Genomic DNA, 11,841 nt, shown 5'->3' on the forward strand with positions numbered 1-11,841 from the left:
CCACCTCACATGAATACAAATGGATTTAAATCCACTGTTACTTGGACTTTTTGTTTGATGCGTAATGCAAGCATCGCACGGAGTGCCTCCCGTACTTCTTCTTGACCTTTATGTTTTAAAATCACCTGTTGGCGATACATGTTTTTCAACCGTGCGAGCGGGGCTTCGAGCGGACCGTTGACAATTAAATCGTCTGATTCCAAATGCCGGAGTTGTCCGGCAATCGCTTCTGCTTCTGCTTGGGCTTCAAGCGGATGGGCCGCTGAAATCGTGATCAATCCTAAAAACCAGAAGGGCGGGTGCCCCCCTAATTTGCGCAACTGCATTTCCCGCTTATAAAACGCTTCATAGTCATGCCGTTTTGCCGTCTGGATGACGTAATGATCCGGGTTATACGTCTGGATGATCGATTGACCGGCAAGTGCTCCCCGACCGGCCCGCCCTGAAACCTGTGTGATCAACTGAAACGTTCGTTCACTCGCCCGAAAATCGGGAATTCCGAGTGTGGCATCCGCAGCAATGACACCGACCAGTGTCACATTCGGAAAATCAAGTCCTTTTGCAATCATTTGTGTCCCGAGCAAAATATTTCCTTCGCCGCGCTCAAACGCATTTAGTAATTTTTCATGCGCCCCTTTACGTGACGTCGTGTCTTGATCCATCCGAATGATTTTGGCTTCCGGAATTAAATGTGCCAGTTCTTCTTCGATTTTTTGCGTTCCGGTACCGAACTGCCGAATTTTTTTCGATTCACACGACGGACACGTTTTCGGCATCGCTGCTTCAAATCCACAATAATGACACTTCAGACAATCTTGGTGTTGATGATAAGTCAGATTGACAGCGCAATGAGGACATTGAAGCGTTTCTCCACAATCCCGGCACAGCACGAATGTCGTGTATCCCCGTCGATTGAGGAGCAAGACCGTCTGTTCGCCCCGCTCGATGCGCTGTTTGATTCCTTCGACAAGCGCGAGGCTGAACGGCGTTCGATTGCCGCGTTCTAGTTCTTTTCGCATATCGATGATCTCGACCGGTGGAAGTTCGCCTCCGAATCGTTCTGTCAGAGGGAGGTAACGATAGACCCCTTTCTGAGAGCGTGCATACGTCTCTAGAATCGGCGTCGCACTTCCAAGGACGACGGGACATTTATGGTATGCCGCTCGCCATGTTGCCACGTCCCGGGTATGATACCGCGGATTTTCTTCTTGTTTATAGGTCGTTTCATGTTCTTCGTCTAAAATGATCACACCGATGTTCGTTAACGGTGCAAAAATCGCAGATCGTGCTCCGACGACGACGTCCACTTCTCCATGCGAAATCTTGCGCCATTCATCGTATTTTTCACCTAACGACAACCCGCTGTGCAGCACGGCGACACGGTCTCCGAACCGTCGTTTAAAACGTTTGACCATCATCGGTGTCAAACTGATTTCCGGTACGAGCAGAATGGCTTGGCGTCCCCGTTCAAGCATGGTATGAATCGATTCGAGATACACTTCCGTTTTCCCGCTCCCGGTCACCCCATGGAGTAAAAACGTATTCGTTTCATCCGGTGCCGTAATCGCATCGACGGCATCCTGCTGGTGCGTCGTCAACGTAGAAGGAACAAAGATATCCTGGACAAGATGTTCATACGGATTCCGGTTCACATCAATCGTCTCAACCGTAATGACGCCTTTTTTCTCCAGACTATTGAGAATGCTGACGGTCAAATCGAGTTCATGCATCACTTCACTCCATAACACCTCCGGACGTTCCATCAGATAATCACGAAACAGGATCTGCTTGGTAGCTTGTTTTGATAATTCAATCGTCTCATCAAGCAGGCGGATCCGTTTGTCCGTTTTAGAGGTTTTCTTTTCTTTGACAACCGGTTGGAGGTGCACCTCTCCCTTTTGAGCAGCTACTAAAATCTGTTGCTGGACCTCACTCGGAAACTGGCTGATTTTCTTCTGATTCCAGTGAACCAGTCGCGGGTCTTCCGCCAAAATCAGTTTATCATAACTGACTTTCAAAGCAGCAGGTAACATCGCGAGGAGCGCTGTCGCCTGATAGCAAAGTGTCGTCTCTGATAAATAACCCGACAGTCGAAGTAATTCTTCCGTATACGTCGGAGTCTCATCGAGAACACGTACGATCGGTTTGATTCGTGCGAGATTGGTCTCATCCTTCACGGCTACGACGATTCCGAGTAAGGAGCGCGGACCAAACGGAACTTCGACACGCATACCGGGAACGACGAGATCACGCCATAAATCCGGTACTTCATAGTCAAATGGCCGATCCACCGTCGCAGCGGCGACATCGACGATGACTTCAGCAATCATCGTAAGGCCTCCGCGAACTGTTCGATTAATGCGGTTGCTAATCGGGTCTTCGATTGTTGATCGTAATGGACGGCTCCATTACTTTTACCGTAGACCGTGACTTGATTTTCATCACTTGAAAAACCGATATCCGCACGTGAGACATCATTCGCCACGATGAAATCCGCCTGTTTTCGAATTAATTTTTGTTTCGCATGTGTTTCCAGGTTTTCCGTCTCTGCTGCAAAACCAACTAAAATCTGTTTGGTCTTCCGCTCACCAAGTGTTCGTAAGATATCAGTTGTCTCTTCCAGTTCAATCCGTAACGGTCCGTCGATTTTCTTTTGTTTGCGATCATACTGGACAGTCGGGCGATAATCTGCGACCGCCGCTGCCATGATGACCAAGTCTTGTTTGTCATAGACGGCTAACATCGCTTCCAGCATCTCCTCACCGGATTCGACAGCAATCGTCGTCATACCGGTCGGCACTGTCCCACGGACCGGACCGTGAACAAGTGTGACGGTCGCTCCGGCATCCCGAGCCGCTTCCGCAAGCGCGATGCCCATCTTTCCAGATGAATCGTTCGTCAAATAACGAACCGGATCAATTCGTTCCACCGTCGGACCGGCACTGATCAAGACATGACGATTTCCCAGTTTTTTGGTTTCGAAAAGACCGGATAATGTCTCGACCAATTCTTCCGGTTCAGGCAACCGCCCTTTTCCGACCCAACCGCATGCCAAATTCCCGACGCCGGGTGCAATCAAATGGACTCCGTCTGCCATCAGCCGGTCCATATTTCGTACCGTCGCCGGATGTTCGAGCATATTGACGTTCATCGCCGGAGCGACAACGACGGGACAAGTCGCAGCCAAGATGGTCGTCGTGATAAAATCGTCGGCAATCCCGTGGACAAGTTTCGCAATCAGATTCGCTGTTGCAGGAGCAACGACAATCAAATCGGCTTCATCTGCTAAATCGATGTGGGCAATCTTGGATGCATCATGCTCAATGAAGACATCATCATAGACCGGTTTCCGCGTCAGTGCGGCAAACGTCGTTTTCCCGACGAATTGTTGGGCATTCTTCGTCATCGCGACTTGAACGTTCGCTCCGGCCTGAACGAGCTTCGATGCCAAAGCCGCTGCTTTATATGAAGCGATTCCGCCTCCGACACATAATAGGATGTTACGATTCGTTAGCATGATGAATTCCTCCTTATTGAAAAAAACAGCCACAATGAGGAGTGGCTGCTTCAAAATTAGTCTTGCGGTTGGTTCGTAACCACGACTTCACCAGAAAAGAGTTCTTCGAGCGCTTTTCCGACTGGTTTGTATGATTTCGGGTTCGCTACTTTCACGCGTTTCCCGTCTTGGATTTGACGCGCACGTTTTGCTGCGACCGTCACGATTGTGTATTTCGAAGGCACCGTCTTTTGAAGCTTGTCTACTGATGGATATAACATGTTATTTGACCTCCATGGCTTTTTTATACAAGGACGCAACGCGTTCCCGGCTACAATGTTCTGCAGTGACGATTGCTTGAATTCTGTCACATGCTTTGTGGATCTCATCATTCGTGACGACATAATCATAAGCATCCATCATCTCAATCTCTTCTTTCGCGACAAGAAGACGTTGTTTGATGACTTCCTCTGATTCCGTTCCACGTCCAACAAGTCGGTTACGAAGTTCCTGTAGACTTGGCGGAGCCAAAAACAGAAAAACAGCTTCCGGAAAATGTTCCTTAACCTGCATCGCACCCTGCACTTCAATTTCTAAGATGACGTCTTTTCCTTCATCCAAGATTTTGTTGACCCAATCGACGGGTGTACCATAGTAATTGCCGACGAATTCCGCATGCTCGAGCAATTGATTATTGGCAATCATACTTTCGAATTCTTCACGTGTCTTGAAGAAATAATGGACACCATCCACTTCTCCCTCACGCGGTTTGCGTGTCGTACATGACACCGAATAGTGCAAATTGTTGTCTTCGTCTTCGCGTAAAGCACGGCAAACTGTTCCTTTACCGACACCACTCGGACCAGACAATACGAGTAATAAGCCACGCTCTTTAAAAATCACTTCAGAACCCCTCCATCTAACAAACTTCACATTGTTTCATATTAGCAGTAGAGACAGGAAGTTCGCAAGTGGTCTTTTTCAGCTCGACTGCTTAATCATACCATAAACGTGCACTTTCTGTTACCTTTAGAAAGTGGAAACGAAATCAAGAAAGAAGGTAATATCATGGCTTTTGATGGACTAATGACGACACGTGTCGTCCGGGAACTCCAACCGCTCGTTGGAGCACGGATTAATAAAATACATCAACCGTATGCACTCGATTTGATTTTCAGTGTCCGGGCAGAACGAAAAAACGTGATGTTGCTCGCATCGGCCAATGCCATGTACGCACGGCTTCATCTGACATCGGAGTCGACCAGCAATCCAAGCGAACCCCCGATGTTTTGTATGATGCTCCGGAAGCATCTTGAAGGTGGATTCATCGAATCGATCGAACAACTCGGACGTGACCGGGTCATTTTAATGCGCGTCCGTTCACGAAACGAACTCGGAGACGAAGAAGCCAAGAAACTGTACATCGAACTGATGGGCCGCCACTCCAACATCCTGCTAACAGATGGACAGGATAGAATTTTAGATGCCATCAAACATCTTCCGCTCAGCCAAAATACATTCCGGACTATCATGCCGGGTTTACAGTATCAATTGCCACCGGAACAGGATAAAGTCGATCCGTTGACCGGTGACATCGAACAGACGTTACACCGGATTGATTGGAATGCCGGGAAAATCGATCGTCAATTATTAGGATTGTTCAGTGGTTTTTCACCACAAATCACTGCCGAGATCGTATCACGGGCCGGACATTCAAACCGGACGTCACTGGCGCAGGCAATTCATTCCATACTGGGCGAACTGAAAGGACCTTATTATTTCCAGCGTCTCGCAAACGGAAAAGAACGGTTCTCGCCTGTCGCGCTCCATCATGGAGAGATTGTTGAAGAAAAGACGTTCGCAACTAGCGGAGACGTCCTCGATGCGTTTTTCCACCAGAAATCGAATCGGGATCGCGTCAAACAGCAGGCTGCCGACCTGGAACGGTTCATCAAAAGTGAATACGATAAAAATATTCTCAAACGAACGAAACTAGAGCGTGATCTCGCCGCCACTGAAAAGATGGACGAGTTGAAACATAAAGGGGAATTATTGACGACCTACCTGTACCAGCTCGAACGCGGGATGAAAGAAGCAACGGTCGTCGATTATTATGAGGAAGACGGCAAGGAAATTACGATTGCCCTTGATCCCCGCTTTTCACCGAATGAAAATGCCCAGCGCTATTACAAACGGTACAACAAACTGAAGACCGCTAAAATCGAAGTGGCGAAGCAACTTGAGAAAAATCAGCTCGAAATCAATTATTTTGAGTCATTGCTGGCGCAACTCGAGGTCGCTTCCCCGGAAGATATTCGGGAGATGCGGGAAGAGCTCGTCGAAGAAGGTTATGTTCGGGAGCGTAGTAAAAAGAAAAAGAAACCGCTCGTCCCGAAACTCGAGTCGTATCAATCTTCGACCGGTATTCCATTTTTCGTCGGGAAAAACAATAAACAAAATGATTATGCGACCTTTAAATTTGGACGTCGGTCCGAGACGTGGTTGCATACAAAAGATATTCCCGGTTCACACGTCATCATTCGCAGTGAACAGCCGGATGAGACTACCCTGAAAGAAGCAGCAATTGTCGCCGCCTACTATTCAAAAGCACGTGAATCGAGTCAGGTCCCGGTCGATTTCACAGAACTCCGTCATGTCAAAAAGCCGAGTGGTGCAAAACCGGGATTCGTCATCTATACGGATCAAACGACACTTTACGTCACACCGGACGCCGATCTCGTCCAGTCATTGCGGACACCTTAAACCAAAACGTCGCCCTCACTCTTTTTCGATTGAAAAAGGGTCTCGAGGACGACGTTTTTTATTTCATTTTTTCGAGTTGTTCCCGGTAATCTAGCAAGTGTCCGTTGATGATGTCTTTGACCTCACTGACTTCCTGGTCAAAGCTGAACATCGGCTGATCGCGTTCATGTGAAAAGATCACATCATAATGATGGCTGAGCAGAAAATCGATTTCTTGTCCAAGTATCTTCTCCTGCTCGTCTGACATCGGCAAGTCACGATGACTGGCGATACTCTCGAGAAGCAACAGAAATTTATCTTCCAGATCAACAAGCTGTTTCAATTGAATGAACGCTTTACTCTGACCACTGGCAACCAGTGGATATTTCTGATCTTCTTGCAACATGATGATCATTTCCTCATGTTTTAAGACCTGTTTACGGACCGTCAGTAATTTCGCATCGTCTTTGACCAGACTCCGCCAGTCCTCCATCAATTGTTTGGTCGTCTTTTTGACGAACAACAACAAGCGGTCTTCGTAGTGCGGCGGGAAGACGATATAGTTGACGGCGACAGCGGATAAGACGCCGACGACCGTCAATAAAGACCGAGTCAACGCGTAATGGACATAGTCAGCTGTCGGACTCTCAAACATCAGGACGATCGCAAAAGCGGCAAACGTCGACATGTCGGTCCGTCCAATCATCGAGTTGAAGACAAGCGAAACGATGACCGCGAGACCAATCGTCAACGGATTTGCTCCAAGCGTAGCGACGACCGCCAGTCCACAAACTAATCCAAGAATCGTTCCTAAAATCCGATTGAAGACGATTTTAAACGACCGGTGAATCGTCGGTTGCATCGCAACGATGGCAGCGACGGCGCCCATACCTGAATAGATCCCGAAGACATACCAGGAAAAGCTGAGGGCAATCGCTACAGCGATTCCGGTCTTGATCGTCCGGAGACCAATACGAAACTGGAATTTCACTCGAGCGTCACCTGCCCGACTTCACTCTCGACAGTCACTTCCGGTTTTTCTTGTTTGGATAACTCGAATAAAGCCACATCGTCGTCTTTTTGTTTCGTATACCGGTCGGAGGCTTTAATGTCTCCCTCTGTCGTTACAGCAATCGTTCCCGCTGCTTTCGTTGGTTTCAATCGAATCGGACCATCAATCGTTGAGACGGTCAAATCGAGTTTTGCACCGTATTCCGATAAACTGACCGATTCTGCCGTCACTTCAGCATGGACGGCATTCATATTCGATGCTTTGACATTGCCTTTACCTGTCAGAACAATATCGTCGGCGTCCATTTTATTTAAGTCCATCGTCTCGGCTGACAGATTAATTGATTTGGCATAAACACCCATCCCTTTGATCGACTCGGCGTCGACATCAATACGATTCATATAGTTCGGTAATCCGACTTGAATCGAAAAATCACCCGGCTTCTCACTCGGACGGTTCCCGAGTCGTGCTGCAAATCCGTCTCGCCCTGTCACCGTCAATGTATTTCCTGACGTCCCGATCTTTAATCGTTTTTGACTTGACGCACTATCGACCAATTTCAATTGAACGTTTCCGTCCGTACTCCGGACAAAGTTGATCGTGCCGTTCGGGGCATCGATTTGCAACGTTTTATACCGCTTCGTCGTTTTAAATGCTTCGCCCCGCGATAAGGAATCCGTCGTCAAAAACAACGTCACCGTATATAAAACCAGCAAACTTAAAAGAACCGATCCATACACAATCAGTGGACGCCGGATCGGTTTGCGGGTACCAATCCGATCAAATGATGCCGTCATTTTCCGTCGTTTGTCCTTTAGCCGCGTAAACGAGGATTGTTTGCGTTTTCGTTCTGTTCTGCTTGTGTTCTCTTCCATTGGTCTACCTCCATCCAATTCTCTCCCATTATTCCGAATTTATGATTCGTCTGTCAACATTCCTTCTTTATCATACGAAATTGTTCACATATTGCCATCGGGCGGAGGTTGGAGCACAACAAAAAACGAACACCTCTTCCTGCTTTATCAGAAAAAGTGTCCGTTTCGATTATCGAAGACCCTTCGCATGGAAGGGCTCACTGTATTTTAGAGTTCGATGGATGCATCAATTTTTAACGCATGACCCGTCTGCCCTTGTGCTTCGAGATTCGCACAAAATGCCTCGGCGTCCTGTTTGATTAAATCGAACGTATCGTAATGAACCGGAACGACCGCTTTCGCTTGCAGCATGTCTGCTGCAACTAACGCATCATCAGGTCCCATCGTATAGTTATCCCCGATTGGCAAGAAGGCGAGGTCGATATCATAATGCGCACCGTAGAGCGCCATATCACCAAACAGTGCTGTATCTCCCGCATGATATATGACTTTTTCTTCAATCGTCAATAAGAAACCGGCTGGCATCCCCATATACGTGATCGTCTGTTTTTCTTCGTCAATGATGCTTGAAGAGTGGAATGCCTGCGTCATTTTGACTTTACCAAACGGAAACTCGAACTGTCCGCCCAGGTTCATCGGATGCACGTTCAATCCTTTGAAGCTGAGGTAAGTCGCCAGTTCATGTGTTGCGACAATCGTTGCGCCGGTCGCTTTTGCGATGGCTTCTGCATCCAGCATATGATCAGCGTGTGCATGCGTCAGCAAGATAAAATCTGCTTTGACGTCTTCCGGTTTTGTCATCGCGTGATCGTTACCGCTGAAAAACGGATCAATCACGATATGGTGCCCGTTCGTTTCGATGGTGACAGTAGACTGTCCATGATAAGTCAACTTCATCTAAAATGACCTCCTGAGATTAATGGTATCAACAGAAGATTTAGTTCCCTTCTCCCCAGGCACATAAACCTTTTACCGCAGGTTGCAACGTATAAGCGGCGTCTGTCAAGCGGTACTCGACATGCAGGACGGCTTCATCAAATTCAATCCGTTCGACCATCCCGAGCCGTTCGAGTTCCTTTAACTGATCGGTCAAGACTTTCCGGGAAATACCGGGAATCGCGCGTTGTAACTCTAAAAAACGTTTCGGACCGTCCTCTAGCGTGCAATATAACTGTGGACGCCATTTCCCGCCGATGATGGCGAGCGCCCGATTGACTGGAAATTGTTCTGTCGTCATTACTTCCGTCTCTCCTTCAGGTAGTTACTTCAAAGTGCGTACTATGCAGTCGAGTGTATCGTAAGTTATCGTTGTCGTAAATCAAAATGCAAAGGAGTTGGATGTTATGACATATCCACGTAATTTTTCGCACATCGGACTGTCTGTCCCAAATTTAGAACAAGCCATTTCGTTTTACTCGGAGGTCATGGGCTGGTATATCATCATGGAACCGTCCGATGTCGTAGAAGACGATTCACCAATCGGTGTCATGTGTACGGATGTCTTCGGAGCCGGCTGGGAAAAATTCCGCATTGCGCATATGGCGACGGGTGACCGGGTCGGGATCGAGTTATTTGAGTTCCCGAACAACGAAAAACCGGAAAACAACTTTGAATTCTGGAAAACAGGCATTTTCCACTATGCGATTCAAGATCCGGACATCGAAGGCATGGTCGAAAAAATCGTCGCGCACGGCGGCAAACAACGGATGCCGATCCGTGAATATTATCCGGGCGAAAAACCGTACCGGATGGTGTACTGTGAAGATCCGTTCGGCAACCTCGTTGAACTGTACTCCCATTCGTATGAACTGACCTACTCGGAAGGAGCGTATTAAAATGAAAGCATGGCTAAATCACGCAGGCGACACTATCGATCAATGGACATTTGAAGAAGTCGAAACACCCACACCGGGTGAAGGGCAGGCCATGATTCGCGTCCAAGCCGCCGCCTTGAATCCTGTTGATTATAAAGCGACGAAAAATCCGGCTTGGACGTACCCGCATATTCCGGGTGTTGATTTAACCGGTATCGTTGAACAAGTGGAGAAAAACGTAACGGGTGTCGAGCCCGGTGACCGGGTGGCAATCCATACGAACCTCCAAAAAAACGGAGCCTTTGCGGAATATGCAGTCGTCGATGCCCGTGCCCTGGCCAAAATTCCGGATGCTGTCAGCTTCACCGAGGCAGCGGCGATTTTGTGTGCCGGGATGACCTCCTATGAAGCAATCGTTCAAAAGATGAACACGACCGGTAAAGAAACGATCCTCATCCATGCCGGTGCAGGTGGTGTCGGCGGAATCGGTATTCAACTTGCCAAACGTCTCGGGTTATCCGTTGCGACGACGGCCTCAAAGGAAAATCACGATTGGGTCAAGAAACTCGGTGCGGATCTTGCCATCGACTATAAAAAAGAAAACGTGACAGAAGCCATCCGAAACTGGACGAACGGTCGCGGTGCTGATTTGATTTTCAACACGGTAGGTCGTGATGAAGCAACAGCGGATTTCGGACGCCTCGCTTTTTCCGGTCAACTTGCCTTCATCGCCGGTGGACCCGATCAATCGGTCGTCAAACCGTTTACGCTCTCTCCGTCCGTTCATGAAGTCGCACTCGCTGCTGCTTATGCGAGCGAAGATGACCGTGCCATCCGGAATCTCGGTCATATGGCAAGTGAGCTTCTAAAACTCGTTGCAGCAAAAGAACTGAATCCGCTCGTCACGGAAGAAATTCCGGCGGCAGACATCGTCAAAGGCTTACAACGTTTGTCAGAGCGCCACGTCCGCGGAAAAATCATCGCGACGTTTTAACATATCTTATTTCTACAACAAAAGCAGCAGTACTTCCTCATGATTCAGGAAAGCACTGCTGCTTTTTCATGCTGTCATCCGGTCATTGGTATTTCGGACGTTTCGTAATTTGTACCGAACGTCCGACGAGTTTAAAGCCGACTGCTTGATAAATCTTGTTCGACGTCGGATTCGACCAGTCCGTGTACAATGACACCATCGGATACTGCTGTAATAAATGCTCGGACAAACATGCCACTAAGTAAGAAGCAATCCCTTGTTTCCGCCATTTTAGCGGGGTGAAGACATACGAAATCGTCACACCCGAAGCAGTTGGTCGACTGGAAGACGCCATCGCGAGTAACTGCTCCCCGTCGAACAGACCAAACAAGGTATCTGCTTGAATATGTTTTAGGATCGTTTGTTTATTTTTCAAACGACTGCGTTCTGTCGCGGGTAAGGCGCCGGTCTCTTGGATGAATGACCAGCCGAACGCAACAGCCTGATCAGCAAACCGTTCCTCGATTAGACGGAACTCATAGTCGAGCGTTACCGGAGGAATCACCGTCGTCAATGCGTAAATCCCTTGATCCATCTTGATTTGAAACGGACTGTGCGAAGCCAGCAACGGTTTAATGATTGCCTGCTCGCCGACATATCCGGGGCAGTTCAAAATCCGTGATAACTTTCGAATTCCTTCGTATGTAAACACATCCCCTGCCAGGATTGCCTGTTCTTCAATTGTTTGCAGGACGACAATCGTCCGGTCTCCCTCTTCTGCAATCGCCATCAAAATCGGGACATCCCCCCGTTCGAGTATCCCGAGCGGCAACTGATGGACATCAGGTCGTCGTTCAAGCAACGGGACCGCAACCTGTTTGAAGCTCTCATAATCACGATAATGGGTCAACATCTGAAAACAGCTCCTT

12 protein-coding genes are annotated in these 11,841 nt (G+C 48.2%); 3 read left to right on the forward strand and 9 right to left on the reverse strand.

Features of this window, described 5'->3' with window-relative positions:
* Window positions 1-5: 5 nt before the first annotated feature.
* From priA to gmk, 4 genes are read right to left on the reverse strand one after another with little or no spacing between them, the layout of a single operon-like run.
* Window positions 6-2,330, reverse strand: coding sequence for a primosomal protein N' (gene priA / locus HNY42_RS11425; protein ID WP_188004515.1), 2,325 nt, complete (start codon window positions 2,328-2,330; stop codon window positions 6-8).
* Window positions 2,327-3,517 (reverse strand): bifunctional phosphopantothenoylcysteine decarboxylase/phosphopantothenate--cysteine ligase CoaBC, encoded by a 1,191-nt coding sequence (coaBC, locus tag HNY42_RS11430; RefSeq protein WP_188004516.1) that lies wholly within the window; start codon window positions 3,515-3,517, stop codon window positions 2,327-2,329. The genes priA and coaBC overlap by 4 nt, the downstream gene beginning before the upstream one ends.
* A gap of 56 nt (window positions 3,518-3,573) precedes the next feature.
* Window positions 3,574-3,777, reverse strand: coding sequence for a DNA-directed RNA polymerase subunit omega (gene rpoZ, locus HNY42_RS11435; protein ID WP_012370799.1), 204 nt, complete (start codon window positions 3,775-3,777; stop codon window positions 3,574-3,576).
* 1 nt (window position 3,778) lies between these two features.
* Entirely contained in the window at window positions 3,779-4,396 is a 618-nt protein-coding gene (gene gmk / locus HNY42_RS11440) for a guanylate kinase (protein ID WP_188005445.1), read from the reverse strand.
* A 168-nt stretch (window positions 4,397-4,564) separates the two neighbouring features.
* On the opposite strand from gmk, the gene HNY42_RS11445 reads away from it, so the two are divergent.
* A complete protein-coding gene (locus HNY42_RS11445) occupies window positions 4,565-6,259 on the forward strand; it encodes an Rqc2 family fibronectin-binding protein (protein ID WP_188004517.1) in 1,695 nt (564 codons plus the stop codon).
* Window positions 6,260-6,317: 58 nt separating this feature from the next.
* On the opposite strand, the gene HNY42_RS11450 is transcribed toward HNY42_RS11445, so the two are convergent.
* From HNY42_RS11450 to HNY42_RS11465, 4 genes are all read right to left on the reverse strand, one after another.
* Window positions 6,318-7,229, reverse strand: coding sequence for an FUSC family protein (locus HNY42_RS11450; RefSeq protein ID WP_188004518.1), 912 nt, complete (start codon window positions 7,227-7,229; stop codon window positions 6,318-6,320).
* Window positions 7,226-8,125, reverse strand: a complete 900-nt coding sequence (locus HNY42_RS11455) for a DUF4097 family beta strand repeat-containing protein (RefSeq protein ID WP_131502621.1) — start codon at window positions 8,123-8,125, stop codon at window positions 7,226-7,228. Before HNY42_RS11455 ends, HNY42_RS11450 begins: the two co-directional genes overlap by 4 nt.
* A 207-nt stretch (window positions 8,126-8,332) precedes the next feature.
* A complete protein-coding gene (locus HNY42_RS11460) occupies window positions 8,333-9,022 on the reverse strand; it encodes a metal-dependent hydrolase (RefSeq protein ID WP_131502622.1) in 690 nt (229 codons plus the stop codon).
* A gap of 40 nt (window positions 9,023-9,062) precedes the next feature.
* Window positions 9,063-9,362, reverse strand: coding sequence for a winged helix-turn-helix transcriptional regulator (locus HNY42_RS11465; protein WP_114595454.1), 300 nt, complete (start codon window positions 9,360-9,362; stop codon window positions 9,063-9,065).
* 106 nt (window positions 9,363-9,468) lie between these two features.
* Between HNY42_RS11465 and HNY42_RS11470 the strand changes: the two genes are divergently transcribed.
* Window positions 9,469-9,960, forward strand: a complete 492-nt coding sequence (locus HNY42_RS11470; protein WP_131502623.1) for a lactoylglutathione lyase family protein — start codon at window positions 9,469-9,471, stop codon at window positions 9,958-9,960.
* A gap of 1 nt (window position 9,961) precedes the next feature.
* A complete protein-coding gene (locus HNY42_RS11475; protein WP_188004519.1) occupies window positions 9,962-10,933 on the forward strand; it encodes a zinc-binding dehydrogenase in 972 nt (323 codons plus the stop codon).
* Between the two features lie 82 nt (window positions 10,934-11,015).
* Here HNY42_RS11475 and HNY42_RS11480 read toward each other — a convergent pair whose 3' ends face one another.
* Window positions 11,016-11,825: a GNAT family N-acetyltransferase gene (locus tag HNY42_RS11480; RefSeq protein WP_188004520.1), complete on the reverse strand. Its 810-nt coding sequence runs from the start codon at window positions 11,823-11,825 to the stop codon at window positions 11,016-11,018.
* Window positions 11,826-11,841 lie beyond the last annotated feature (16 nt).

The organism is Exiguobacterium sp. Helios (assembly GCF_014524545.1).
Classification (GTDB): domain Bacteria; phylum Bacillota; class Bacilli; order Exiguobacteriales; family Exiguobacteriaceae; genus Exiguobacterium_A.

Coding starts and splice junctions, on each gene's coding strand:
- priA (WP_188004515.1), bottom strand. CDS start 2,330: ATGATTGCTGAAGTCATCGTCGATGTCGCCGCTGCGACGGTGGATCGG.
- coaBC (WP_188004516.1), bottom strand. CDS start 3,517: ATGCTAACGAATCGTAACATCCTATTATGTGTCGGAGGCGGAATCGCT.
- rpoZ (WP_012370799.1), bottom strand. CDS start 3,777: ATGTTATATCCATCAGTAGACAAGCTTCAAAAGACGGTGCCTTCGAAA.
- HNY42_RS11445 (WP_188004517.1), top strand. CDS start 4,565: ATGGCTTTTGATGGACTAATGACGACACGTGTCGTCCGGGAACTCCAA.
- HNY42_RS11455 (WP_131502621.1), bottom strand. CDS start 8,125: ATGGAAGAGAACACAAGCAGAACAGAACGAAAACGCAAACAATCCTCG.
- HNY42_RS11460 (WP_131502622.1), bottom strand. CDS start 9,022: ATGAAGTTGACTTATCATGGACAGTCTACTGTCACCATCGAAACGAAC.
- HNY42_RS11465 (WP_114595454.1), bottom strand. CDS start 9,362: ATGACGACAGAACAATTTCCAGTCAATCGGGCGCTCGCCATCATCGGC.
- HNY42_RS11470 (WP_131502623.1), top strand. CDS start 9,469: ATGACATATCCACGTAATTTTTCGCACATCGGACTGTCTGTCCCAAAT.
- HNY42_RS11475 (WP_188004519.1), top strand. CDS start 9,962: ATGAAAGCATGGCTAAATCACGCAGGCGACACTATCGATCAATGGACA.
- HNY42_RS11480 (WP_188004520.1), bottom strand. CDS start 11,825: ATGTTGACCCATTATCGTGATTATGAGAGCTTCAAACAGGTTGCGGTC.